Raw genomic sequence first — 25,347 nt, 5'->3', positions numbered from 1 at the left:
GAGCTATGCGTGTCGACTCGAGGGCCACAATCATCCGGCCCCCCGAATGGGACTGTCTCGCCGCGGAAGTGCCCGAGTACACCGTGTCGATCCCCTGGCTCGAGACCATGGGGCCGCTACTGCCGGGCGAGCCTCGATGGCTGATCATCTCGGTGGACGAACAGGCGCGGGTTGGATTGCACGCCCGCTGGCTGCGGTCTCCACCTTCGGATGCCCGGTTCGACATCGCGGCCGCGCTGCGGGGCGATCTGCCGTCGCCGGTGCCGCGAACACCTCCGGCCGCGGTGCCGGACATCGCGCCGCTGTATCCGTCCGTGCTGGTGACACTGCCCGGATACGCCTGCGCGGCAGCCGGTTCCGGCGCCACCGAGCCGGCGCTGCTGCGGGAGACTCTGACCGCGCTGGACACCTGGGCCGCACAGCAGGGCGCGCGATCGGTGTCGTTCCTGTACATACCCGAGCGGCAGGAACCGCTGCGCCGGGCCTTGACCGAGTTCGGCGCGAGGCCGGTGGAGCTGTACCCGACCTGCGTGCTGCCGATGACTTTCGGCAGCATGGACGAATACCTGCGGCAATTGCGGAGCCCACGCCGCCGGGACATCGCGCGGCTGCTGCGCCGCCTCGCCGAGAAAGATATGACAGTCGGCGAGGTCGATCTGGCCGAGGTTCGCGACGACGTGCTCGAACTACGTCTCGGCCTGCTGCGCAAGTACAACTCCGCCGCCGATCGCGACACGCAGTCCGCGGCGCTGGATCGGATGCTCACGCACTACCGTCGCGAGGACATCGTGGTGACCGCGGCCCAGCGCGACGGCCGGGTCGTCGGCTTCGCCCTCGGTCTGCGGAACGGGAACACCTTGCGGCTGTTGTGGGCCGGTCAGCTGCCCGAGGCGCGCGGGGCCTACTTCGTGACGCTTTTCTACGCGCAGGTTCGTGCCGCGTTGGAGCGCGGCGTCGAACTCATCGACTACGGCACCCTCGAGTGGGGTCTGAAGACCGATCACGGCTCCCGGCTCGAGCAGTTGGCCGGCTACACGTGGACGGTGTCAGGCGATGGGCGGTAGTCGACTTTTCCTGTTCGGCCAATCCATCTCGCTGATCGGCGACGGTCTGGCCGTGCTCGCCATTCCCCTGCTGGTGTTGCAGCTGACCGGCAGCCCGGTGCTGTCGGCGCTCGCGGCCGCTCCGCGCGTGATCGGCTACCTGATCGCCGGGCTGCCCGCGGGGCCGCTGGTGGATCGCGCCGATCCGTGGCGGGTACTCGTCGCGGCCGATGCGGTGCGGATGGCGGTGTTCCTGCTGCTGGCTGCCGCGGTGGCGGTGAGCAGATGCCCGGTCGCGGCGATCCTCGGCCTTGCCTGCGTCGCCGGGGTGGCCGGGGTGTTCTTCGAGACCGCGCTGGCCGTCGCGGTGCGCGACCTGTGCACCGGACCCAGGTTGATGCGCGCCAACGGATTTCTCGAGACCTCCGGACAGCTCTCGCTCGTGCTCGGCCCGGCAACGGTGGGTGTGCTGGTGGCAGCGGCGGGCCAGGAGGCGGCGCTGCTGGCGAACGCTGGGACCTTCGCGGTGTCGCTGGTCACGGTGTGGCGGACATACAGACGGTTGCCTGGCAACGAATTCGCCAGCACCGCAACAACTTTGAGCGCCATTCGACCGGCGCTCCTCGGCGCGGGGGTTCTCAGGCCCGTCGGCTCCGAGTTCCGGACCGGACTGCGGTATCTGGTGACCTCGCCGCGCGTCGCGGGCATCACACTTGTGCAGGCGGTGATCTCCCTCGGTCTGGGAGTCGAGACGTTGATTCCGTTCTTCGCCCGCGAACGCCTCGGCGCGTCGGCTGTCCTGGTAGGGCTCGCGGTGGCCGGAGGCGGCGTCGGCGGGGCGCTCGGTGCGCTGATCGCGGCCGCCGCCGGACCACGCTGGTCACCGCTTCCGATGTGCCTGACGGGGGTGGCGCTGATGGCCGTCGGGCTGGCGCTGGTGGGCCTCGCGCCCGGCGTGCTGTGGCTGGCCGTCGCCAATGCGCTGCTGGCGGGGGCGTCCATGGTGGTGGTCGTCGTGGTCCGGACGCTGCGCCAGCGGGTGGTGCCGCGGGCGTTGCTCGGCCGGGTTACCAGCACGGCCCGATCACTCGTGCTCGCGGCCTCCGCGGCGGGCACGATGCTCGCCGGACTGCTCACCCGACTCGACGGCGACAACCCCCGCCCGGTGTTCGTCGGCGCCGCGGTGTTCGTCGCGGTGTCCACCGCGCTGGTGTGGGCGAGTGTGCGCGGCCGTACCGCTCGCCTACCCGACGTGATCGACAGGAGTAGCCAATGCGCCCCCATATCCTCGTGATCCACCGCTCACGTGGTCCCATCGCCCCCTATCTCGAACGCATCGATCACACCGCCCATGTGGTGACCTATGTGTGCGCCGCACAGGTTCTCCACCGCGTCCCGCGGCACGCGGCGGCCGAGGTCGTGGTCTTCGACGGCGCCGAACCGGTGGACGACGCGGTCCGCGGGCTCGCCGACCGCCACGGTGTGCCCGAACGCATCGTGGCGATCAGTGAGACGGACCTGCTGACGGCCGCGCAACTGCGGTCGGAGTTCGGCATCGCCGGTGACCTGCCCGCGCACGCACTGCCGTTCCGCGACAAGCTGGTCATGTACCAGCGAGCCGCGGCGGCCGGGGTCGCGGTACCGGCATTCGCCGACGCGACGGACACCGTGGCGGTCTCGGCATTCGCCCGGCGATACGGATTTCCTGTGCTCGTCAAACCCAGGCTGGGCGCTGCCAGCCGAGACATCGTCACCCTGTCCTCCGCCGCCGATCTGGTCGGCATGCCCGATCTGCACGCCGAACCCTTTCTCGCCCAACGGTTCTGCCCGGACGAGACCGGCTCGATCGATGGAGTCTGGACCGGCGCCGAACTCGGATCCTGGCGTGGCTCGAGGTACTTCCACAACTGCCTGGACTTCGCCACCGGCGAGAACAGCTGGGGGACAGTCGAGATCGACGATCCGGCACTCGCCGAACAGCTGGAGTCATTCGCGAGCGCGGTGCTCACGGCACTGAGCCCAGGTGCGCCAACGGTGTTCCACCTCGAACTCTTCCTGGGGCCGGTCAGCGCGCCGCGTCTGCAACTGCTGGAAATCGCCGGACGAATTCCCGGCGCCGAGGCAACCCATCTGTGGCGGGAGGTGCACGGCTACGACCTGGTCGGCGCGGCGCTGGACATCCAGATGGGCCGCACTCCGGCCGCCCGGCCGCTGCGGGCGGGTCAGGTCGCCGGCCAGTTGCTCGTACGACCTCCCGTCCCGCCACCGTGTGTGGTGACGGCCACGCGGTTCGAGGTCGCACCCGCCTACGCGCCCTACCACCACGCGATCCCGGCGGTGGGACAGGTCATAACCGAAACAGCCGGATATGTCGACATCGGCGCAAGTTTCCGGTTCCGCGCCGACACCTCGCAGGCCGTCACCGAGGCCATCCTGCACACCCTGTCCGGATTCCGAATGGACTGTGCCACCGATGAATTCGTCACAGTAGCGGCACAACCGCAACAATCGTGACCTCGATCCGAGAGAAGACGACCATGAAACTCTTCACCGGCGACCGGCTGGCGGAACTTGCCCGCCGCCGCGGGTTGCCCGACGATTACCTACGGGACCTCCGAGTCGTGTCCACCGTGCTGCCCTTCCGGGTCAACGATTATGTCGCCGACGAGCTCATCGACTGGTCGGCGGTACCCGACGATCCGATCTTCCGGCTGACCTTCCCGCATCGGGATATGTTGCCGCCCAGCATATTCGACGCTGTCGCCGAGCTGCTGGAAGCGGGCGCTTCGCGCGATGTGCTCGCCAAGGCGGCCGCGACGGCGCGGCACGCGCTGAATCCGCATCCCGGCGGTCAGATCGAGGACAACGTGCCGATGCTGGACGGGCATCCGGTGCTCGGCCTGCAACACAAGTACCGGGAGACGGTGCTGGTGTTCCCGTCGCAGGGGCAGACCTGCCATTCCTATTGCGGATATTGTTTCCGCTGGGCGCAATTCGTCGGTTCGGAGACCCGGCAGGCGCTGTCGGCCGCGGACCGAATGGCCGGATACCTGCGCGAGCATCCGGAGGTGACGGACGTGTTGTTCACCGGTGGCGACCCGATGATCATGCGCACCGACGTGCTGCGCCGCTGGGTGGAACCGTTCCTCGCCGCCGATCTCGAGCACATCGCCACCCTGCGATTCGGCACCAAGTCACTGTCGTATTGGCCGGCCCGTTTCACCGACGACCCCGACGCCGACGACCTCCTACGACTGCTGGAGCGGTGTGTCGCGGCGGGCAGGCACGTGGCGGTGATGGCCCACTTCTCCCATCCCCGGGAACTTCGGACCACGGCGGTGCAGCGGGCTATCGCGCGGGTGCGGGACACCGGCGCGGTGATCCGGTCGCAAGCCCCGCTGGTCGCACACGTCAACGACAAGGCTGAGACGTGGGCACGGCTGTGGCAGCAGTCGGTGGCGGCCGGGATCATTCCGTACTACATGTTCGTCGAGCGGGATACCGGCGCGCGCAGCTACTTCGAGGTACCACTGGAACGAGCCCTGCGCATCTACGTGGACGCGGTCTCCCGGGTCTCGGGTTTGGCCCGCACCGCCCGCGGGCCGGTGATGTCGGCCCATATCGGCAAGATCGTCCTCGACGGCGCCCCGGTCGTGCACGGCGAGCAGGTCTTCGCGCTGCGCGTGCTCCAGGCGCGTGACCCGGAACTGGTCGGCCGGCAGTTCTTCGCACGGTACGACCCGGGCGCACACTGGTTCGACGATCTCGAGCCCGCGCTGGGCAGCGAGATTCCCGGCCGCGCAAGCGATCCGGCGGCCGCGGCCTGAGCAGGGGATCACTCGATCGGTGTGGTGGGCCGGCAGGTGCGGTCTCGAGCCGGGAAGGTTCCGTCGCGGAAGTAGCGCCTGGTGGTGTCGAGGATGCAGGTGCTCAGGCCCGGGCGCAGAACCATGTGAATCCTGGTGTCGGACAAGGTGATCAGGCGCGATCCTGACATCTGATGATGCAGTGCGACGGCGTGTGCGTACGGCGTCCGGTTGTCTCCGGTGGCCTGCAGGATCAGTGCGGGTACGGCGTTGTCGACCACGGTGGGCGGTTCCGGGGGCGGTGGCCAGAACGCGCAGGGTTGGATGTTGTTGGCCAGTGCGGCGAAGATCGGCTGCGTCGGGCGGGCCGCCTGGATCGCGTTCCAGTACCAGGCCGGGTCGGCGGGCATCGGTGCGTCCGCACACCAGATCTGCACCATGACCGAACTCTCGTCATGCTTGTCGGACTCGATCAGCTGGTGCAGTTCCGGAGGCACCCGCGGTGCGCGTCCCCGGGCCGCGTCGGTGATGGCTTGTACCGATGCCGCCAGGGCCGCGTTCAATCGCGCGTCACGCAGCATCGTCCACAGCACGGTCGGCAGGAGATGGTCATCGAAGCCGAAGCCCTCGAGCACGATCGGCGACAGCGCCGCGCGATCGATCAGGTTCTCGACTCGTCGACGCACCTCCGGCGCCGAAGCGCCGAGGTGGTACTGCCGATCGCGAGCGGCGACCCAGTGCGCCCAGTCGTCGAAGGCCGTCTCCACGGCCGGTCCCCAGTCCTGTTGCAGCCCTAGCCAATAGCGCTGTGGATCGATGGCACTGTCGAGCACCATGCGATCGGAGCGGCCGGGGAACAACTGCGCGTAGACCGCGCCCAGGTACGTCCCGTATGACACGCCGTAATAGCTGAGGCGGTCCGCACCCAGCGCCGCACGGATCACGTCCATGTCGCGGGCGGTGTTGCGGGTGCTGAGCTGCCGCATCCAATCCCGGTCACCCACAAGGCATTCGGCGGCCAGCTGTGCTTGCAGGGCTGTTTCGGCGACGAATCCGGGCAATCCGACACCTGCCGAGCGGATCGGGCTGGCGACCGGCCATCCGCATCGCTGATGCCGCCCGGAACGGGCGACTCCGCGCGGGTCGAATCCGATCAGGTCGTAGTGGCTCAGCACATCCGGTTGGAGAACGTCACCGACGAGATCGAACGCATCGAGCCCCGGCGTACCCGGTCCGCCCGAGTTGGTCAGCAGCACACCGCGACGGTGCGCCGTGTCGCGTGCCGGGATCCGCGAGACCGCGATCGGGATGCGGGGCCCGTCCGGCCTGCCGTAATCGAGGGGCACCTCGACATCCGCGCAGGCCGCGCCCTCTTTCACCAGGGCGGCGTCCTCGCACGTACGCCAGTGCAGCGGCTGGTGATGAAAGCGCGCCAACGGGTCCGCCGGATCGGCAACCGCCACACCGGAAGCCGAGGTCACCGTCACCGCGACAACGGCAACGATCACCGTCGCGACAACACCGCCGACATCACGCAGCAAACGACGGGGACGACGACGCTCAGGGGACATGACCGAGTCCCGCTCTTCAACACCCACGAGGACCAGACCTTTCAGCAAGTCGAGACCGAGTCACACCGGGAGCCACCGCCAACCGCCCAGCCGAGCGAAATCGAGCCCGATCTGCCACAGGACCGGGCGATCGCGGGGAAACCCACGGTGTCGTGCACCGATGCCGCGGACTTCGTGGTGGGTTGGCGGAACAGAGTGTAGCGGCTGATCATGCGGCAGGCGCTAATCCGAGCCCGTCGTCTGGCAAATATTCCGCATCGCCGACGGCCGGCACAAGTGCGGGCCGTCGCGAACGACGGCCCGCACCCCCTCATTCGATGCCGACGTCAGTCACCCGACGCCGGTGGTAGGCGGTATTCGGCGTGTACCAGGGACAGGAGTTCCTCGACGGAGGTGTCCTTGGAGGGGCGGTCGAAGGTTATTTCGCCGTGCTGCAGGAGGTTCACCCGGTCGCAGACGTCCACGACCTGGCTGTAGTTGTGGGCGATGAGGATGATCGCCAGGTCGCCTTGCTGTTTGAGGCGGTCCAGCAGGCGCAGGATCTGGCCGCCCTCCTTGGCTCCCATGGCCGCCAGGGGTTCGTCGAGGAGCAGCAGTTTGGCGTCGGAGTGGACCGAGCGCGCCACCGCGATGGCCTGGCGCTGTCCGCCGGACAGCGAACCGACTTCCGCCGTGACAGAGGGGATGTTGATTCCGATGCGGTCCAACGACTCTCGTGCGCGGCGTTTCATCTCCGCCCGGCGCAGGAACGGCAGCGGGCGGTGCACGAGTTCCTTGTTCAGGTGCAGGTTCAGATAGACCGGCAGGTCGGGGATCAGGGCCAGGTCCTGGAAAACGGTCTCGATGCCCAGAGACCGGGCATGAACCACCGAGCGCAGGCGAGTCTCGTTGCCCTGGAACAACAGTCGGCCGTTGTCCGGCTGATGGTATCCGGTCAGGATCTTGATCAGCGTCGACTTGCCCGCGCCGTTGTCGCCGATGAGCCCCAGGATCTCCCCGCGGGCGACCCGCAGATTGATATCCCGTAGCGCCTGCACCGGTCCGAACCGTTTGCTGATGTGCTCGGCACGGACCACGTCGTCGGGATTTTCGTTTGTCTGTGTCATGCGCGGCTCACTCGTATGCGTAGATGTCCGAGATACACGTTCAGCAGCATCGCGATGACGATCGCGACGCCCAGGACGACATCGAAGGTGTTCGCGCTGACTCCGGCGAGGGAGAATCCGTCGAAGACGATGCCAAGCAACAACGCTCCCAGCAGCGCCCCGACCACCGTGCCGCGTCCGCCGAGCAGGGCGGTGCCGCCGATCACCGCGGAGGCCACCGCCAGGAACATCGTGTTCGGTCCGCCGTTGGTCGGATCGAACGATCCCAGCCGCAGCCCGTCGATGATGCCGCCCAGACCCGCCAGCGTGCTGACGATCGAGAAGTTCACCACCTTCACCAGATTCACCCGGATACCCGCCTCGGCCGCGCCCACCGGATTTCCGCCGGTGGCCTGGGTACTGATGCCGAATCTGGTGGCGGACAACAGGATCTGCATCACCACCACGACACCGAGCACCCACAGCGTCTCGGACCAGTGCGCCTTGCCGAATGCGGAGACCACCCAGCCCGACGCCGGTGCGGCCACCGGTGCGCCGTTCGACATGAGCAGCGAGATACCTTCCAGCAGAAAGGAACTGCCCAGTGTGACGATGAACGAGGCGATGCCGAACCTGGTCGAGATGAAGCCGTTGGCCGCACCGATGGCCGCCGACACGACCAGCGCCAGAATCAGCGCGAGGATCAGCGGAGTTCCGCCGTTGTAGAACGACATCAGGATGAACGGCGACAGCGTGAACATGAATCCCGCGGATAGATCAATCTCGCCGCAGATCAGCAGCATCACCTCGCCCGCGCCGACGATGGCCCACGGCGCGAGGTAGTGGATAATGGTGAGGTAGTTGTCCGAAATGTTGAAACCCGTTGTGGTGACACTGAAATAGATCGCCACCGCGACGGTGGCGACCAGAATGCTCAGTTCCTTCTGCCGCACCAGCGTTTGCGCGACAGTGCGGCCGAAGGACTGTTTTGTCACAGCGTCACCGTCGACGGCTGCGGCAGCGGGATGGATGCGGGCATGGCGCCCAGGTTGTGGCCCTGCTGGCCCTCGTACGCGCTGCCCGAGTTGTACACCGCCACATTCTCTTTCGTGACGAAGGTCAACCCGGTATCGGTCTCCGGCGGCGCGAGCAGCGTGCCCGAGACGCGGTACAGGTACAGATACAGCACCGACAGGAATCCCTGCATGTAGGCCGACTGGTCGATGGTGAATTCCAGTGCGCCCGAGGAGACTCCCTTGATGGTGTCCGAGAGCGTGTCGAATCCGCCCGCGTGCACCTTGCCCGCGATGTTCTTGCTCGAGATCAGCTGCGCGATCGAGGCGGTGCTGCCCGCGTCCACCGCGTACAGGCCCACCGCATCGGGCTGACCCGCATAGGCCGCGGTCATCGCATTGAGCTCACCGGCCTGTGCCGCACCGGTATTGATCGATTTGACCACCACCCCCGGCGCGGCCTTGGCCAGGGCCGCGGTCAGCCCGTCCAGGCGCGGCTGCAGATTGTTCGCGCCCGGCTGGGCGATGCCGACCAGGATGGTGCCGGAGGTGACGGACTGCGCGATCCGCTGTCCCATCAGCGTGCCCGACTTGTACAGATCCTGCCCGATATAGGCCAGCGGATAGTTGCCCGGCGCGGTGGCGTTGTAGGCCACGACCGGAATCCCTTTTGCCAGAGCCTGTTTCGTCGGCTCGACGAAGGCGTTGTTGTCGGTCAGCGGGATGGCGATGCCCGACGCGCCGGAGTTGATCGCGTTCTCGAAGGCGCTGACCATCTCCGAGACCGTGCCGTTCTCCGAACCGGTCCACTGCGGGGTCGGCAGATTGAGCAGTTTGGCGGCGTCTTCCAGGGCGGTGCGGGTGGGGATGAAGAACGAGTTCGTCGTGACATGGTTGACGAACACGAATTTCCACGCCGGGGTCGACGGAAAGTTGCCCACCCCACCGGATCCGGAGCGTGTCGCACTGGCACAGGCCGACAGCAGCGTGCCCAGCGCCGCCGCGCCGCCCGCGCCCCCGAGTAGTTTCAGCGCGCCGCGTCTGCTCGCGCTCCGGGAGATCTCTACGGCATCGGAAAGATGTTCTGACATTACGGATTCCTCATCTACCAACTCTGTTTCGGTCGCCCGGCCCGTGGCCGGGGCGTCTTGTGATCAGCCCTCGGCGGCCTGACGCCGTTCCCAGCCCGAGCTGAACAGGTTGAAGTTCACCGGCTTTCGCGGATGTCGCGCGAGCGCCTCGTAATTCAACGAGACGCCCAGGCCCGGCCCCTGCGGCAGCGGGAAGTACCCGTCGACCACCTCGGGCAGGCCGGGTTCGCAGTCCTTGACGAAGGCGTCGGCGAAATCGTTGAAGTGCTCCTGCACCTTGAAGTTCACGGTCGTGGCAGCCAGATGCAGATTCGCGGCGGTGGAGATGGGCCCGCCGACGTTGTGCGGCGCCATCAGCAGATAGTGCGACTCCGCGGTGGCGGCGAGTTTCTTGGCCTCCCACAGGCCGCCGGAGTGGGTGATATCGGTCTGCAGGATGTCCGCGGCCTGCAGCGCGAACAGTTCGCGATAGTCGTACCGGGTGTGCATGCGCTCGCCGGTCGCGATCGGAATCGTGGTGTGCGCGGCCACTTTCGCCAGCGCGGCCAGGTTCTCCGGCGGGACGGGCTCCTCGAGCCAGGCCGGATCGTACGGTTCGAGCAGTCCGGCCAGGCGGATCGCGGTGGCCGGATTGAACCGGCCGTGCATCTCGATCATGATCTCGACATCGGGCCCGACCGCCTCGCGCACGGCAGCCACGAGTTCGAGCGAGCGCGTGGTCTCGGCGCGGTCCAGTTCGAACATCCCGGCCCCGAACGGATCCAGCTTCATCGCCCGGTATCCCCGCGCGACGACCCGTTGCGCGGCCGCGGCGAACTGCTCCGCGGTCCGCTCGACCTGGTACCAGCCGTTGGCGTACGCCTTGATCCGATCGCGGACCGCGCCGCCCAGCAGTCGGTACACCGGCACGCCCAGGGCCTTGCCCTGAATGTCCCAGCACGCGATCTCCACCGCGGCCAGCGCCGACATCGCGATCTCACCGGCCCGCGCGTAGTCCAGGCGCATCATCCGGTGCACCAGCGACTCCACCTCGAACGGGTCGCTGCCGCGGATGTGATTCTCGGTGGCCTCGGCCAGAAAGCCCAGCAGGGCGTCGGTGTGATTGAGCATGCGGACCTCGCCGAGTCCGGTCACGCCCTCGTCCGTGTGGACCTCGACGATGGTCAGATTTCGCCACGCCGTGCCGAGAACGTGCGTGCGGAGCTTGGTGATCTTCATCAGATGTCCTGTCGTGCAGTCGGTTCAAGATACAACGCTTTGACTTTTACCATCCAATCATTCGATGATTTAGTCATGAACAGTTTCTCCGCCGGCCCGCTGGGCAGGCATCGCACGATGCACGGCCGGGTGGTGGACTGGCTGGGCGAGCGGGTGGTGTCGGGTGTCTACGCCGAGAATTCGCAGCTGCCCAACGAATCCGATCTCGCCGCACAGCTGGGCGTCAGCCGCGGCGGGGTGCGCGAGGCGGTGAAGGCATTGGCCGCCAAGGGATTGGTCGATCCGCGGCCGCGGATCGGGACGCGGGTCCTGCCCCGCTCGTCCTGGAATCTGATGGACCGGCAGGTGATCGGCTGGCACAACACCGATCCGGCATTCGTGCGCGATCTGCTCGAACTGCGCCTCATCGTGGAGCCGGGCGCGGCGCGCCTGGCCGCCGAGCGCGTGGATTCCGAACAGGTCGAGGCGATGAGCGCCGCCTACGACGCGATGGCCGAACATGCCGCGCGATTGCCGCAGGACAGCGAGGAATTCGTCGCCGCCGATCTCGCCTTCCATCTGACGTTGTTGCGGGCCAGTGGAAATCAGCTCGTCGAGCAGCTGGGCCGGCTGCTGGAATCCGGGCTGCAGCACGGTCTCGAGGCGACCAGTGAACTGCCGGGCGGGGTCGAACGCACCCTGCCCATGCACCGCGCGGTACTCGACGCGGTCCGCCGGGGACGTCCGGACGCGGCCGCGCGCGCGTGCCGCAAGCTCATCGAAACAACGGCCGATGCGATGGCGGCCCGAACGGAGTCCTGATGTCCGGACAGGTACGAGATTTCCTGCGGGCCAACGGTATGTCCGAGATGGACGGACCGCCCGCGGCCACGAGCGAGAAGCGTTTTCCCGACGGCGCCCAGTATCGGGTCGAGATACCGAGCGTGGAGGGGCCCGCGGTGCTGGCCGCCGTGCTGGACGAGGCGCGCGCCCGGGACGTCCGGGTGCACCGGATCTCACAGGGCAGCGGGGTGTTGCTGCTGACCGATGACGAACTGTCGGCCATGGTCGAGCAGGGTGCGGCCGAACCGGTCGAGGTGAGCCTGTTCGCCCGCCCGCTGGCCGGATGGGGAACGGGCGCAGCCGCATCGGCGTCGGGAGCGGGTGCGCTCGGAGCGCAAGCGCGCGGGGCCGAGCAGCTCACGCACTGTCTGCTGGATATCGAGCGAGCAGCGGAGTTCGGTCTGCGCAGCGTGCTGATCACCGATATCGGGGTGCTCTCCGCCGCCGCGCGAATGCGTGAGCAGGGGTACCTGCCCGCGGATATGCAGTTCAAGATCAGTGTGCAGATGGGTCTGGCCAATCCGGCCGCGATCCGGATCGCGCAGGATCTGGGCGCGAACACCTACAACGTCCCGACCGATCTGAGCCTGGCCCAGCTCGCCGAGGTCCGGCGTGCGGTCGACATCCCGCTCGACGTCTACGTGGAGGCTCCCGATGATCAGGGCGGCTTCGTCCGGCACTACGAGATCGCCGAGATCGTCCGGGTGGCCGCGCCGGTGTACCTGAAATTCGGGCTGCGCAACGCACCGAACATCTACCCCAGCGGAACGCATCTGGAAGCGACCGCGGTGGCGCTGGGCCGGGAGCGTGTCCGCCGCGCACGCATCGGGCTGGATCTGCTGCGGAGATTTTCCCCCGATGCGCTGACCTCGGAACTCGGCGCGGAGGGACTGGCGGTGCCGTCACCCGTCGCAGAGGTCACGAAATGACCACGTGCACAGAGATATTCGGTGTATTCGGCCGAGTTTCGACACACCGGCCGGACCGGCGACAGTCCGCCGCCGCGATCGTGGCACACTGTCGGACACGAGCACACCTTCCAGCGACGGGAGTGCACTGATGTCACGCGCGGTCCAGGTCGACGCTCCGGGGCAGGTGCGGGTCGTACCGATGCCGCCGCAGCCGCCGGGCCCCGGTGAGGCGCTGGTGCGGGTCGCCTGGACCGGGATCTGCGGATCAGATCTCGAGGTGGTCGCCGGGACGCGGCCCGCGCCCTACGTGCGCTATCCGGTCGTCCCCGGGCACGAATGGTCGGGCACGGTGGCCGAGGTCGGCGACGACGTCGATGCGGAGTTGGTCGGTAAACCCGTTGTGGGAGAGGGCTTTCGGTCCTGCCTGCACTGCGCCGCCTGCCGGCGCGGGGATACCAACCTGTGTGCCGACGGATACGCCGAGACAGGATTCACCCACCCCGGGGCCTGGGCGGACTACCTGACACTGCCCGCGCGGCTGCTGCACACCCTGCCCGCCGACGCCGATCTGCGTGCGGCCGCGGCGCTCGAACCGGCCGCCGTTGCCGCCGCGGCTTGTCTACCTGCGGACGTGCGGACCGGTGAGCGTGTCGCGGTGGTCGGCGCGGGAACTCTCGGATTGCTCATCACCCAATTGGTGGCCGCAGTACACCCCGGCGAGCTGACCGTCATCGATCGGCGGGCCGATTGCGAATCACTGGCTCGGCGTTGCGGGGCAACATATTTCAGCACCGGGGCGGATCCTTCCCAGCGGTACGACGTCGTGCTGGAGGCCGCGGGCGGAATCGGGACCGCACGTCTGGCCACCTCCCTGGTACGCCGTGGCGGACGTGTGGTGCTCACCGGAATCCCTGCCGCGGAACCGGATCCGATCTCTCCGGCCGATCTGGTGCTCGATCAGATCACCCTGCACACCGTCTTCGGCGCGCCCGGACGGGCCTGGACCCACGCGGTGCGCGCATTCGCCGCGGGCGCACTTGATCCCGCACCGCTGGTATCGCACGAGTTCCCGCTCGAACAGGTCGATTCCGCACTACAGGTGCTGCGCGAGGGTAGTGCGGTGAAAGTGCTGCTGCGACCATGATTTCCGTCGAACAGCTCACCGCACCCGTCGCCGAGCACGGCGAGGGGCCGGTCTGGTGTGCGCGCTGGCCGGGTCTGCGCTGGGTCGACATGCTCGCCGGGGACGTCCTCGAACTCGATTCCGGCACAGGCGAAATCCGCCGCTTTCCGGTGGGCACGGTCGCCGCTGCGCTGCGCCCGCGTGCCGAGAGCGGCGTCGTCCTGGCCCTGGAACGCGGATTCGCCCTGGCCGACGACGACCTCGGCCGCATCACTCCCCTGCCGGAACTGTGGTCCGATCCCGGAATCCGGATGAACGACGGCGGCTGTGATCCCCAGGGCCGCTTCCACTGTGGCTCGATGGCGTACGCCGAGACCCCCGGCGCGGGCGCACTGTACCGACTGAACCTCGACGGGACCGTGAACGTCGAACTCACCGACGTCACCATCTCCAACGGCCTGGCCTGGAGCCCCGACGGCCGCACCGCCTACTACGCCGACACCCCCACCCAGTGCGTCGACGCCTTCGACTACACGCCGGAATCCGGTCTGTCCCAACGCAGGACCGCGATCCACATTCCCGAGGAACACGGCTCCCCCGATGGTCTCACCGTCGACGCCGACGGCAATATCTGGGTAGCCCTGTGGGGCGGCGGCGCAGTCCACCACTATTCCCCCGACGGCACCCGCCTCGGGGTCCTGCACCTGCCCGTATCCCAGGTCACCGCATGCACATTCGGCGGCCCGACGCTCACCGACCTGTACATCACCACCTCCCGCCAGGGCATCGACCCCATTACCGAACCCGCCGCCGGAGCGTTGTTTCGCGCATCCCCCGGAGTCACGGGCCAGCCGGCCCTTCCCTACCGCGGAATGTTCTGACCGTTCCCGTCGGCCAACTCGCTGATGATCGAATCATCCTGCCGCAAAGCACTATTCACCGGTCGCACCGAACCCGACGGTCGCGCGCGCCATACGCGAGAGCCGCCTTCGTCGAGGCGCTGCCGGGCACGGTCGGTGATTCGCTGGCCGAGCACATCACCGACGACCGCTCGTGCGGCGAGACGGCGACGCCCCAGGGTCAGGCACGCATCGCCGCGACCTCGCCGGCAGGGGCGGGTTCGGCGGACAGTCTCGGGCCCGTCCACGTGTACAGCGAACCGCCCGCCGCGAGCGGGAGTAGCGCGGCACCCAAACCCGTTGTGCACGAAGGTCTTTCGTCAGGGTAGCGGAGCACGCTGGTGAGCGCGCGGGGCGCGGAGAGCATGTCGTCTGTGGGTGAGTTCTCGCCGAGTTCGAGGCGGTGGCGCAGTAGCGGGGTGCGGGCCACGTCGGCGATGAGGTCGCCGCGCCAATGGCCGGTGGCCTCGCCGGTGCGGCCGATCTGGATGCGTTCGCGCAGGTGCAAGCGGGCGTCGGCGGCGAGGCTGACCGTGCTGACGGTTTCGTGGGCGGCTCCGCCCGCGACGACGGTCGGTTCCGGATCGAAATCCAGTTCGCCGCCCGCGCCGACCTCGAACGTCCAGTGCGCGTGGGAAAGTGGAGTCGCAAGGCCCGGCAGGGCAATGGTCGCCGCCACCGAGCGCACCCGCAGCCGTGCGCCGGGCTCGACCACGATCGCGATGTCGAGTTCGTCACCGCCCAACGGCGTTGCGGCAGTGCCGATCAGATGGACGACATCCGGGCCGGTGTGCCGCGCCGCGAGACCCCCTGTGGCGTGAATCCGTGGCAGCACACCGGGACTCGCAACGATCCGTACCTCAGTGCGCAATACCGGCACCCGCGGCAGCGTCCTGTTCCGCGATCGCGCGCAGCTGTTCGCGTACCCAGTTCAGTACGGGCGTGGCGGCCGGATCCTCGGTCAGGGAGGTGAACACGAAGGGGCGTCCGTCGCGCACCGCGGCCGAATCACGGTCCATCACAGCCAGATCCGCGCCGACCAGGGGAGCCAGGTCGGTCTTGTTGATCACCAGCAGATCCGAATAGGTCACGCCCGGCCCGCCCTTGCGCGGCACCTTGTCACCACCGGCGACGTCCACGACGAAGATCTGCGCATCGATCAGACCGGAGGAGAACGTGGCGGTCAGATTGTCCCCACCGGATTCGACCAGGATCAGATCCAGCGGCGGATTGGCCTCGATCAGATCGTCTATGGCGTCGAGATTCGCGGTGATGTCGTCGCGGATCGCGGTGTGCGGACAGCCGCCGGTCTGCACGGCGGTGATCCGTTCGTCCGGCAGTACGGCGTTGCGACGCAGGAAATCGGCGTCCTCGGTGGTGTAGATGTCGTTGGTCAGCACCGCCAGCGACAGCTCGTCACGCAGCTGGCGGCACAGCGCCGCGGTGAGCGCGGTCTTCCCGGAGCCGACCGGACCGCCGATGCCGATCCGCACCGGCTCACCGGCCGAACGCGCACGCTTGGGCCGGTCGTGCGCGTGGTCGTGCGGTTCACCGTCGATCAGATGTGGTGGCATGGGTTATCTCCTTTCGCGACCGAAACCGGTCGTCATCAATACGTCCTCAGGAGGCGAACAGCGGCATCGCGCGCTCCGGATGCCGTTGGGCGAGCACATCCTGCAGCGGATCGGACAGTGCCGCCGGACCCAGCGCCGCCTCGGCCGCGGTCCGATCACACAGCTCGGCGAGCCGGATCGTACCGGCGGCCACCGCCGCCGGATCCAACGCCAGCAGTCGCTGCGCGGCCGTCGCGGCGCCGGTCATGGTGGTGTAGACGACCACCCCGGCGATCTCCCGCGCACTCACCCCCGCCGCGACGCCGACCACACCGAAGGCCGTCGACAGATGCGGCCGCGATCCCAGGTCCTGCCAATCCTGGTGCGGCCAAACCTGTTTCGCCAGACGAAGCAAACCCCGCCCCTGCGCCCGCGACGCCGCCCGAGCAGCCGGCGCGGGCGTGCGTGCATCGGCCTCACTCTCGGCGCGCCGCGGCTCCCATTCCCCCGCGCACACCGCCGCGGCCATCGACGCGGCCACCAACCCGGACGTGCGGATCCGCCGCCGCAGATACGACTCCAACGTCACGACGTCGCGCACCAGCCCCGAGGCGACCGCCTCCTCCACCCCACCCGAATGCACGTGCCCGCCCACCGGCAGCCGCGAGTCGGCGAGCGTGAACAACATCGCCAGACTCATCGGCAGACACCCGGGTCGAACATCCCCCGATCCTATGCGCTCGGCCACCCACCTGTGCGGACAGCCGAGTGACACCGACCACGTCTCTCCTACCCGACTGATGTCGGTCGCATCGCCCACACACCACGGCCGATCACACCTGCGCGAACCGAGACAATGCCCACGCCGCACTCGGATCGGGACGCGCACAGCACATCGACAGCCCCGAGCGCTCGTCTGCGCCGACACGGACGCAACAGCCTTACCCACGACTCGGCTCAGACCCGCAGCGCGGGCACCCCAGTACTCGGGAACGCGCCCACTCGGGAACCGCGCCAAGGCTTCAGCGCCGGAAGGTCCGGGCCATCAGGCGCTGAGCCGGGCCGCGGGTCAGATCGGTCCAGGCTTGCAGCGGGCCAGACCACCAGGGCGAGATCTCGACGGGTTTGGCGACGACGGCATGGCACACGACGTCCGCGGCCTCCTCGGCGGTCAGGCCGGGCATACCGCCGAAATCGGTGGGCGCGCTCATCCTGGTGTGCACCAGCGGCATGTACACCGAGGTAGTGGTGACACCGTCGGCCGCGATCTCGGTGGCGACGGTGCGCAACCACATGTCGAAGGCCGCCTTCGAGGCGCCGTAGGCCGCCCAGCGCGGGGCCGGAGGCATCCGCAGGCCCCAGGTGGAGATGTTGACGATATGGCCCTCGCGACGCTCGCGCATGCTCGGCAGCAGGGTCAGCAGCAACCGGACCGGGCCCAGATAGTTGACGTCGATGGTCCGGGTGAAATCGTGGAAACGGTCGTAGGACTGATCGATCGCGCGGCGAATCGACCGGCCCGCATTGTTGATCACGACATCCACGTGCCCGTATTCGTCGAGCAGTTCGCGACCGAGCCGGTCGGTGGCATCCATATCGCTCAGGTCGGCTCGGTGGACGTGCGCGATGCCGCCGCTCGCGGCGATCTCCGCGGCCACTTCCGCCATCTCCTCGAGCGAACGTGCCACCAGCAGCACCGTCGCACCCGCGGCGGCGAGTTTGCGCGCGGTCTCCCTACCGATCCCGTGCGAGGCGCCGGTCACCAGGACGACCCGGCCGGACACCGCCTTGCGCAGCGCAGTGTCGCGCGGACGCGAGGTCGGATACAGCACGCGCGTCGCCAGTCGTTCGGCGAGCGGGCGGCCGTTCGCGGACGAGGTGTCGCTCACGACTCGACTGTAAGCCGCGGTCCTGATCTTCGGGCGCAAAAGACGCCCCGCGGGCCCGGGCCACACGACCCGATCAGCAGCTGTACGCACGCGCACCGGCACACGATCGCGCGCACCGACAGCCGAATACGGCCGTCTCGGCGCTCGCGCGACTCGGCTCCGACCGCTCGACGGGACGGATAGTGCACGAATGCCGTGACACCGGTCCGCACACCGACCCGAACCGTCCGATCACCCCGTGGCGGTTGCCTCGACGGCCGAGCCGCGTTCCTCCCGCACCGGACGTCCCCGCCCCGCGAACACCGCCACCACCGCCATCAGCGCGAGCAGTGCCGCACCGGCCGTGGTCGCCACGTGCATACCGTCGACGAACGAATCTCGCGCGGCCCGTACGAGCCCGGCATCATCACCCGCCCGCACGACGGTCTCCCCGAGCGTCGGCGCGAAGTCACCGCCGGACCGGAACACCAGTGCCGCAAGCGATCCCAGCAGCGAAAGCCCGAGAGCGTTGCCCAATTCGAAACTGGTCTCGGAGATTCCGACCGCGGAACCGGCCCGTTCGGGCGGCACCGAGGAGACCGACACCTCGGACACCAGGGTGAACATCGTGCCGTAACCCAGGCCCGCCACCGTGGAACCCGCTATGTACCAGCCGATTCCGCCGTCCACGCCCAGCCCGAACAGCATCAGGTTGCCTACCGCCGCCAGCCCCAGCGCGCAGGCGAAAGCCGTGCGCGTGCCGAGTCGGCGGGCCACCCGCGCACCACCCATCGCGCAGACGAACACCACCGCAGCGGCCGGAACGCCCAGCAACGCGGCGGACAGCACGTCGCGCCCGGCGACCGATTGCAGGTAGAGGCTGGTCAGATAGCTCATCGCGGCCAGCGACATCATCCCGGCCGTGGAAGAGCCGATCGCCACGCAGAACAGCCCGCGCCGGAACAGGCTCAGATCCAGCAGCGGCTCGGCCAGATGCCGCTGCCGCCGCACGAAGGCCACCAGCACGATCACCCCCACCAGCCCGATCAGCACCGTGATCAGGTTGATCCCTTCTGCCGCAGCCTGTTTGACCGCGTAGACGACCGGCAGAATGCCGCCGATCGACATCGCCACGCTCAGCAGATCCAGCGGCCCCCGGCTCGCCGCGCGATGTTCGGGCAGTACGAACGGTCCCATCACCAGCAGCACCAGCAACACCGGGGTGTTGATCAAAAAGACCGCGCCCCACCAGAATTGGTGCAGCAGCACACCGCCGGTCAACGGTCCGACCGCCGACCCGCCCGCGAAGAACGCCGTCCACACGCCGATCGCGGCCGCCCGCCGACGCGGATCCGGGAACAGGCTCGAGATCAACGCGAGACTCGACGGCAGCAGCGTGGCCCCGCCGACGCCCATCAGCGCCCGCGCCGCGATCAGCACACCCGCACTCGGCGCGAACGCCGCGAGCACCGAGGCGAGTCCGAACACGCACGCCCCGGCGAGCAGGATGTTCCGCCGCCCGATCCGATCGCCCAGATTTCCCATGGTGATCAGCAGTCCGGCGAGCAGGAATCCGTAGATGTCCAGGATCCACAGTTGCTGGGTGGCATCGGGATCCAGGTGGGCGGTCACCGTCGGCATGGCCAGATACAGCACCGACATATCCATCGACACCAGCAGTACCGGCAGGATCAGGACGGCCAATCCCAGCCAGGCGCGCCGCGCCGTCGCGGGCACACCGGTGCCTGTCTCGTTCATCACCTATCCTTCGAGTCGCGCGTACGACGTACGCGATAGCCTGGGTACAGCGTACGCACCCGGCTGGGTATAGGAAAGCGAGTTACGCCAGTGAACGGCCACGATCCGAAACTCACCCGCGCTGCCATCGTCGACACCGCGATCGCCCTGGCCGACGAGGCGGGGCTGGACGCGTTATCGATGCGGCGCATCGCCGATCGGATGGGCGTGGGCGCGATGTCGCTGTACCGGCACGTCCCGAACAAGGACGCCCTGCTGGCCGAGATGACCGACGAGGTGGCCCGGCGCAATCCCTATCCCGCACCGGAACCGGACTGGACCTGGCGCGATCGAGTGCGCGTCGCCGCCGATATCGACTGGCGGCTCTACCAGCAGCATCCCTGGGTGCTGTTCACCTTCGCGGTGCCGCGCTACAACTTCGGTCCGCACAGCCTGGTCTGCCTGGCCTGGCTGGTGGAGGGTTTCGCGGAACTGACCGGCGATCCGCGCGAGGCCACCCGGATGTCGCTGGCGGTGTGGAGTTACATCTCCGGCATCGCCCTGCAGCAGGTCAGCGCCGCCATGCTGGCCAAACGCGAGAACGACCACGAGGACACCTCGGCGTTCGACGCACTACTCGAGGGCGCACCGCGCTGGCCGACCCCGTCTGGTCTGGCTCCGCTCGAGGGGACCGGCCGCGGCGATCTACTGGACCCGGTGCAGCTCCTGCGCACCGGTCTGTCCGCACTGTGTGACGGATTCGCCGCGGATCGGTGAGCCTCTCTCCAGCCACCCGGCAACCACGGTCCTCCCGCACCCGGCGGCGATCGTCGATCCGGCGGGAGCGACCGCGGCGCCCGTGGCATTCGGCGGCGTCAGACGAACCGGGTTGAGCCGACGCCTACTCCGACACCACCGCGTACGCGAATCCGTCCCAGCCCTTACTGCCGACGGTCTGCAGGACCGATGCCTCCAACCGCGGTTCGGAGCCGAGCAGTTCGATCACCTCGCGGCTGGCCCGCACCGCCTCGTCGGACGAATCCGGGTCGGCGATGGCGCCGTGACGCACGACGTTATCGATGATGATCACCGAACCCGGGCGCGTCAGGCGCAACGCCCACTGCACGTAGTTGGCGTTGTTGACCTTGTCCGCGTCGATGAAGACCAGATCGAACGGCGCGGGATTCTCCTTCGCCAGCACCGGCAGGCTGTCCAGCGCCGCGCCGACCCGGACCTCCACCCGCTTGCCGACCCCGGCCCGGTCCAGATTCTCGCGGGCGACCTCGGCATGACGCGGCTGGAATTCCAGGCTGATCACCTGTCCGTCCTCGCCGACCGCCCGAGCCAGCCAGATCGTGCTGTATCCGCCGAGCGTGCCGATCTCCAGCACCCGCCGCGCCCCGATCGAGCGCGCGATCAGATGCAGGAACTTCCCCTGTGCGGGCGATACGTCGATGGGCGGCAGCCCGGCTGCCGAATTCGCTTGCAGTACACCGGAATCCCCATCCCCGACCAGGGTCTGCACCAGATACCGATCCACGTCGTCCCATTGGTCATTCGTCATGATCGCAGTCTGCCACTCCGAACGCCGCATCGCCGGATCATGCTCACGGCCCGAGGACCCAGCGATCAGAACAGGAAATACCGCTGTGCCATGGGCAGTTCGGTGGCGGGCTGTTCGGCCCAGACCTCGCCGTCGACGCGCACGGTGAAGGTGTCCGGGTCGACCTCGATGCGGGACATGGCGTCGTTGTGCGGCAGATCGGCCTTGGTGCGCCGCCGGACGTTCGCCACCGGGACCAGTCTGCGGTTCACCCGCAACCGATCGGCCAGGCCCGACTCGATCGCCTGTTCGGAGACGAAATGCAGCGCGGTGCCGGCGGTCACCGCGGGGGCCGCGCCGAACATGGGGCGCGGCAGCACCGGTTGCGGTGTCGGAATGGAGGCGTTCGCATCGCCCATGGCCGCCCACGCGATAGCGCCGCCCTTGAGCACCGCGTGCGGGCGCACCCCGAAGAAGGCCGGTTCCCACAGCACCAGATCGGCCAGTTTGCCCACCTCGACCGAGCCGATCTCGTGATCCAGGCCGTGCGTGATCGCCGGGCAGATGGTGTATTTCGAGATGTACCGGCGCACCCGGTTGTTATCCGCCGCGCCGTCGCCGGGCAGCGCGCCGCGCCGCCGCTTCATCATGTGCGCGGTCTGCCAGGTGCGCATGACGACCTCACCGATCCGGCCCATGGCCTGGGAATCGCTGCCGATCATGGAGATCGCGCCCAGATCGTGCAGCAGATCCTCCGCGGCGATGGTGGAGGGCCGGATCCGGCTCTCGGCGAAGGCCAGATCCTCCGGCACGGACGGATTCAGGTGATGGCACACCATGAGCATGTCCAGATGCTCGTCCAGGGTGTTGACCGTATGCGGCCGGGTCGGGTTGGTCGAACTGGGCATCACATTGGGATGCGCTGCGACGGTAATGATGTCGGGCGCGTGCCCGCCGCCCGCACCCTCGGTGTGATACGAGTGGATGGCCCGGCCCGCGATCGCGGCCAGGGTGTCCTCGACGAATCCGGCCTCGTTCAACGTGTCCGAGTGCAGGGCGACCTGAACGCCCGCCGCATCGGCGACGGTCAGACAGGCATCGATCGCCGCGGGCGTGGTGCCCCAGTCCTCGTGCAGCTTGAATCCCCCTGCGCCGCCGCGCAATTGCTCCCACATCGCCTCGTGGCGGACGGTATTGCCCTTGCCGAGCAACAGGATGTTCACCGGCCACGCGTCGGTGGCCTCGAGCATCCGGCCCAGATGCCACGCGCCGGGACTGACCGTGGTCGCCTTGCTGCCCTCGGCCGGACCGGTCCCGCCGCCGATCATGGTGGTGATGCCGCCGCCGAGCGCCTCCTCGAGCAGCTGCGGGCAGATGAAGTGCACATGGCAGTCGATCGCGCCGGCGGTGAGGATGCGCCCGTTGCCCGCGATGATCTCCGTGCCGGGGCCCACCACCAGATCCGGATGGACGCCGTCCATGGTGTCGGGATTGCCGGCCTTGCCGATGGCGCAGATGCGTCCGTCGCGAATACCGATATCGGCCTTGATGATTCCCCAGTGATCGATGATCACCGCACCGGTGATGACGGTGTCCGGGGTGCCCTCGGCGCGGGTGGCACGGGCCTGGCCCATGGATTCGCGCAGCACCTTGCCGCCGCCGAAGACGGCCTCGTCACCGGCGAGTCCCGGTCCGCCGCAGCGATCCTCGGTGATCTCGATCAGCAGATCGGTGTCCGCCAGGCGAATCCGGTCGCCGACGGTGGGCCCGAACAGCTCCGCGTAACGGGCACGGGACAATTCGACCATCAGGCGTCCAGCTTTCCGGGTGCGTGCAGACCGATACCGTGCACCTCGCGCGCACCGCCCAGCGGGACCAGCGAAACTCGCTGTCCCAGACCGGGTTCGAAGCGCACCGCGGTGCCCGCGGGAATATCCAGGCGACGGCCGTGCGCGGCCGTCCGATCGAACCGCAGCGCGGAGTTGGCCTGCGGGAAGTGCACGTGCGAGCCGACCTGCACCGGCCGGTCGCCGGTGTTGACCACCTCGAGTTCGATCCGGTCCGCACCGGCATTGATCTCGACGGGTTCCGCGGCATACAGGAATTCGCCGGGTACCAGGCCCGTCGCGGTGTTCGCGCGGGCGGAATCGTCGTGCGTCATGGGCGGTTCAGCCGATCGGATGGTGGACGGTGACGAGCTTGGTGCCGTCCGGGAAAGTGGCCTCCACCTGCACGTCGGGGATCATCTCGGGGATGCCCTCCATGACGTCCTCGCGGCTCAGCACCGTGCGTCCCGAGGCCATCAGCTCCGCGACGGTGCGCCCGTCGCGAGCCCCCTCGAGCACGTGGTCGGTGATGATCGCGATCGCCTCGGGGTGATTGAGCCGCAGTCCTCGGTCCTTGCGTCGCCGGGCCAGTTCGGCCGCATAGCTGAGCATCAGCCGTTCCTGCTCGTGCGGCGACAATCGCATGCGGACTCCCTAGGCGGATCTGTCGGTGTCGGACATTCTGGCACGGCGGCCCCGCAATCGCGCGCCGGATTCGCGGGCCCGGACGCGCAGGTCAGTCGGCGGCGGGCAGATTCTGCAGCCGGACCTGTCCCCGCGCGATCACCCGATCCTGCTCATCGGTGATCGCCACCTGCCACAGCTGCTGCAGACGGCCGCGATGAACCGGCGTCGCGATGCCGCGCAGCGCACCGTCGCGGACCGCGCGCAGGAAATCTGTGTTGTTGTTCACCCCGACCACCGATCCGCGATCGCCGTACCAGACTCCGCCGCCCACGCTGGCGAGCGTCTCGATGACGGTGCAGTACACGCCACCGTTGACGATGCCCGCGGGCTGATGCAGTTGCGGGGACACGACCCATTCCCCGACCACCCGATCGGGCGAGACCTCGGTGTATTTCAGTCCGATCAGATCGGAGAAGCTGCCCTCGCTGAAGCGGGTCATCTGCTCGGGAGTCAGATCCGCCAGCGAGCGGATCCCGGACCGATCGTTCTCTGTCATGCGAAAACAGTGGCATATCCCGGCTGATGCCGGATTCGCGGGTAGGACCAAGTGTGACCGGCGATATTCCCACGCCGGAGACGAGAGCGGCGGGCCCGGCACAATGGCCGGACCCGCCGCGGCAACAGATCGGGGAGTCGACCGCAGCCCTCGGGACTCTCGCTCGATCTTGACGCCGGGTTTGAGTGTAGGGCAGCCTTACCTAACTAGGCAAGTCTTTCGGACCGGAAGGCCGCGCTCCTGCATCGCGGCCAGCAGAACCTGCCCGCGTTCGGCGCCCACCGTCGAGGAGGTGCCCGCGAGATCCGGCACATACGTCGCCGCGCCGACGACGCTCTCGGCCACCAGCGACCAGAACCGCCCCGGGGCCAGCCCGGCGCAGCGCCACAGGGCGACCTGCACGAGCGTCAGCGCGGTCGAACACCGATGCGCCAGCCACACCTGCAACGCCCGCTCGCACGGCAGCACCACCACACCCGGCTCCCCTGCCAGCCGATCACCTTCGACGACGCGAATCGTGGTGTCGGACAGGCCCGCCCAGTCGATACCGCCGTCGTTGTCCGAATGCACCCACAGATTCTCGAGGCCGGGATCCCAGGCGCGCCCCTCGGCCACCAGCAGCGCGACCACGCGGCCGACCACCGCGTGGATCAGCGCCGTCGCGACCACCTCCGCGGCGATATCGGCATTGCTCATCTCGGCGGCGTGACGGCGGTACATCAGGGCGATGCGGCCCTCGTCCAGGCCGTCGGACAGCCGCCACCAGCGGCGTCGGCCGTGATCGGCCATCGCGGCGACGGCGTACACGCGCGGATGTTCCGGCTGCAGGGCCCGCAACCGCTGACAGACATGCCCGAATACCGGCTCGCAGTGGCGTGGCGGACAGGCGGTGATCGGCTCGAACATTCGAACCTCCTTCGGGAAACAGTGCGGACCAGAACAAAAGATAGGTTAGGCTTACCAGACTTGACGAGGCAATGGATGGGATCACCCAGGAGTTATTCGTCGCGCCACGACGGTCCGTATGAAAAATCCCACAGAGCTACCGACTGGTT

Annotated in this window: 25 protein-coding genes; 9 read left to right on the top strand and 16 right to left on the bottom strand. The window is 68.2% G+C overall.

Going from position 1 to position 25,347, the window contains the following annotated elements; translation table 11 throughout:
* Positions 1-5 precede the first annotated feature (5 nt).
* Genes NM2_RS08345 through NM2_RS08330 form a run of 4 tightly spaced genes read left to right on the top strand, consistent with a single transcriptional unit; the run spans position 6 to position 4,870 of the window.
* On the top strand, positions 6-1,064 hold the full coding sequence (locus NM2_RS08345; protein WP_084530609.1) for a GNAT family N-acetyltransferase: 1,059 nt from the start codon (positions 6-8) through the stop codon (positions 1,062-1,064).
* On the top strand, positions 1,054-2,337 hold the full coding sequence (locus tag NM2_RS08340; RefSeq protein ID WP_067666287.1) for an MFS transporter: 1,284 nt from the start codon (positions 1,054-1,056) through the stop codon (positions 2,335-2,337). The genes NM2_RS08345 and NM2_RS08340 overlap by 11 nt, the downstream gene beginning before the upstream one ends.
* The gene (locus tag NM2_RS08335; RefSeq protein ID WP_067666285.1) at positions 2,316-3,557 is read left to right on the top strand and encodes an ATP-grasp domain-containing protein; all 1,242 of its coding nucleotides are present in this window, start codon (positions 2,316-2,318) and stop codon (positions 3,555-3,557) included. Before NM2_RS08340 ends, NM2_RS08335 begins: the two co-directional genes overlap by 22 nt.
* 23 nt (positions 3,558-3,580) lie before the next feature.
* Positions 3,581-4,870: a KamA family radical SAM protein gene (locus tag NM2_RS08330; protein ID WP_067666409.1), complete on the top strand. Its 1,290-nt coding sequence runs from the start codon at positions 3,581-3,583 to the stop codon at positions 4,868-4,870.
* 8 nt (positions 4,871-4,878) lie between these two features.
* Here NM2_RS08330 and NM2_RS08325 read toward each other — a convergent pair whose 3' ends face one another.
* The 5 genes from NM2_RS08325 to NM2_RS08305 form a co-directional block, all read right to left on the bottom strand.
* Positions 4,879-6,447 (bottom strand): alpha/beta fold hydrolase, encoded by a 1,569-nt coding sequence (locus NM2_RS08325; RefSeq protein ID WP_218025877.1) that lies wholly within the window; start codon positions 6,445-6,447, stop codon positions 4,879-4,881.
* Positions 6,448-6,746: 299 nt separating this feature from the next.
* Positions 6,747-7,526 carry an ATP-binding cassette domain-containing protein gene (locus tag NM2_RS08320; RefSeq protein ID WP_067666283.1) on the bottom strand — a complete coding sequence of 260 codons (780 nt, stop codon included), beginning with the start codon at positions 7,524-7,526 and terminating at the stop codon, positions 6,747-6,749.
* Positions 7,523-8,500 (bottom strand): ABC transporter permease, encoded by a 978-nt coding sequence (locus NM2_RS08315; RefSeq protein WP_067666280.1) that lies wholly within the window; start codon positions 8,498-8,500, stop codon positions 7,523-7,525. The genes NM2_RS08320 and NM2_RS08315 overlap by 4 nt, the downstream gene beginning before the upstream one ends.
* Entirely contained in the window at positions 8,497-9,609 is a 1,113-nt protein-coding gene (locus NM2_RS08310) for a substrate-binding domain-containing protein (protein ID WP_067666279.1), read from the bottom strand. The genes NM2_RS08315 and NM2_RS08310 overlap by 4 nt, the downstream gene beginning before the upstream one ends.
* Before the next feature lie 63 nt (positions 9,610-9,672).
* Complete coding sequence (locus tag NM2_RS08305; RefSeq protein ID WP_067666277.1) at positions 9,673-10,827, bottom strand: mandelate racemase/muconate lactonizing enzyme family protein; 1,155 nt, start codon at positions 10,825-10,827, stop codon at positions 9,673-9,675.
* A 75-nt stretch (positions 10,828-10,902) separates the two neighbouring features.
* On the opposite strand from NM2_RS08305, the gene NM2_RS08300 reads away from it, so the two are divergent.
* The 4 genes from NM2_RS08300 (at position 10,903) to NM2_RS08285 (ending at position 14,564) form a co-directional block, all read left to right on the top strand.
* Positions 10,903-11,628, top strand: a complete 726-nt coding sequence (locus tag NM2_RS08300; RefSeq protein WP_067666275.1) for a FadR/GntR family transcriptional regulator — start codon at positions 10,903-10,905, stop codon at positions 11,626-11,628.
* Entirely contained in the window at positions 11,628-12,578 is a 951-nt protein-coding gene (locus NM2_RS08295) for a U32 family peptidase (protein ID WP_067666273.1), read from the top strand. The genes NM2_RS08300 and NM2_RS08295 overlap by 1 nt, the downstream gene beginning before the upstream one ends.
* A 130-nt stretch (positions 12,579-12,708) precedes the next feature.
* A complete protein-coding gene (locus NM2_RS08290) occupies positions 12,709-13,704 on the top strand; it encodes a zinc-dependent alcohol dehydrogenase (protein WP_067666272.1) in 996 nt (331 codons plus the stop codon).
* Positions 13,701-14,564, top strand: coding sequence for an SMP-30/gluconolactonase/LRE family protein (locus NM2_RS08285; RefSeq protein WP_067666270.1), 864 nt, complete (start codon positions 13,701-13,703; stop codon positions 14,562-14,564). Before NM2_RS08290 ends, NM2_RS08285 begins: the two co-directional genes overlap by 4 nt.
* A gap of 199 nt (positions 14,565-14,763) precedes the next feature.
* On the opposite strand, the gene NM2_RS08280 is transcribed toward NM2_RS08285, so the two are convergent.
* The 5 genes from NM2_RS08280 to NM2_RS08260 all read right to left on the bottom strand — a co-directional run bounded on the left by NM2_RS08280 (position 14,764) and on the right by NM2_RS08260 (position 19,761).
* Positions 14,764-15,453 (bottom strand): urease accessory protein UreD, encoded by a 690-nt coding sequence (locus NM2_RS08280; RefSeq protein WP_067666405.1) that lies wholly within the window; start codon positions 15,451-15,453, stop codon positions 14,764-14,766.
* Positions 15,443-16,156: an urease accessory protein UreG gene (gene ureG, locus NM2_RS08275; protein ID WP_067666268.1), complete on the bottom strand. Its 714-nt coding sequence runs from the start codon at positions 16,154-16,156 to the stop codon at positions 15,443-15,445. Before ureG ends, NM2_RS08280 begins: the two co-directional genes overlap by 11 nt.
* 46 nt (positions 16,157-16,202) lie before the next feature.
* Entirely contained in the window at positions 16,203-16,835 is a 633-nt protein-coding gene (locus NM2_RS08270; protein ID WP_067666266.1) for an urease accessory protein UreF, read from the bottom strand.
* A gap of 322 nt (positions 16,836-17,157) precedes the next feature.
* Positions 17,158-18,024 carry an SDR family NAD(P)-dependent oxidoreductase gene (locus NM2_RS08265; RefSeq protein ID WP_245717906.1) on the bottom strand — a complete coding sequence of 289 codons (867 nt, stop codon included), beginning with the start codon at positions 18,022-18,024 and terminating at the stop codon, positions 17,158-17,160.
* 231 nt (positions 18,025-18,255) lie between these two features.
* Positions 18,256-19,761, bottom strand: coding sequence for an MFS transporter (locus NM2_RS08260; RefSeq protein WP_067666265.1), 1,506 nt, complete (start codon positions 19,759-19,761; stop codon positions 18,256-18,258).
* A 90-nt stretch (positions 19,762-19,851) separates the two neighbouring features.
* On the opposite strand from NM2_RS08260, the gene NM2_RS08255 reads away from it, so the two are divergent.
* Positions 19,852-20,517 (top strand): TetR/AcrR family transcriptional regulator, encoded by a 666-nt coding sequence (locus NM2_RS08255; RefSeq protein WP_067666263.1) that lies wholly within the window; start codon positions 19,852-19,854, stop codon positions 20,515-20,517.
* 124 nt (positions 20,518-20,641) lie between these two features.
* On the opposite strand, the gene NM2_RS08250 is transcribed toward NM2_RS08255, so the two are convergent.
* From NM2_RS08250 to NM2_RS08225, 6 genes are all read right to left on the bottom strand, one after another.
* Positions 20,642-21,304 carry an O-methyltransferase gene (locus NM2_RS08250; protein WP_067666401.1) on the bottom strand — a complete coding sequence of 221 codons (663 nt, stop codon included), beginning with the start codon at positions 21,302-21,304 and terminating at the stop codon, positions 20,642-20,644.
* A 65-nt stretch (positions 21,305-21,369) separates the two neighbouring features.
* A complete protein-coding gene (locus NM2_RS08245) occupies positions 21,370-23,091 on the bottom strand; it encodes an urease subunit alpha (RefSeq protein WP_067666261.1) in 1,722 nt (573 codons plus the stop codon).
* Positions 23,091-23,402: an urease subunit beta gene (locus NM2_RS08240; RefSeq protein ID WP_067666399.1), complete on the bottom strand. Its 312-nt coding sequence runs from the start codon at positions 23,400-23,402 to the stop codon at positions 23,091-23,093. Before NM2_RS08240 ends, NM2_RS08245 begins: the two co-directional genes overlap by 1 nt.
* Before the next feature lie 49 nt (positions 23,403-23,451).
* On the bottom strand, positions 23,452-23,754 hold the full coding sequence (locus NM2_RS08235) for an urease subunit gamma (RefSeq protein ID WP_067666259.1): 303 nt from the start codon (positions 23,752-23,754) through the stop codon (positions 23,452-23,454).
* A gap of 91 nt (positions 23,755-23,845) precedes the next feature.
* On the bottom strand, positions 23,846-24,235 hold the full coding sequence (locus tag NM2_RS08230) for a PaaI family thioesterase (RefSeq protein WP_067666397.1): 390 nt from the start codon (positions 24,233-24,235) through the stop codon (positions 23,846-23,848).
* A gap of 255 nt (positions 24,236-24,490) precedes the next feature.
* Entirely contained in the window at positions 24,491-25,198 is a 708-nt protein-coding gene (locus tag NM2_RS08225) for a hypothetical protein (protein ID WP_067666257.1), read from the bottom strand.
* Positions 25,199-25,347: the final 149 nt, after the last annotated feature.

This window comes from Nocardia miyunensis NBRC 108239, assembly GCF_001613065.1.
GTDB lineage: Bacteria > Actinomycetota > Actinomycetes > Mycobacteriales > Mycobacteriaceae > Nocardia > Nocardia miyunensis.
Note: the sequence above shows the minus strand (reverse complement) of the source record. Positions and strands in the feature narration are given on the sequence as shown.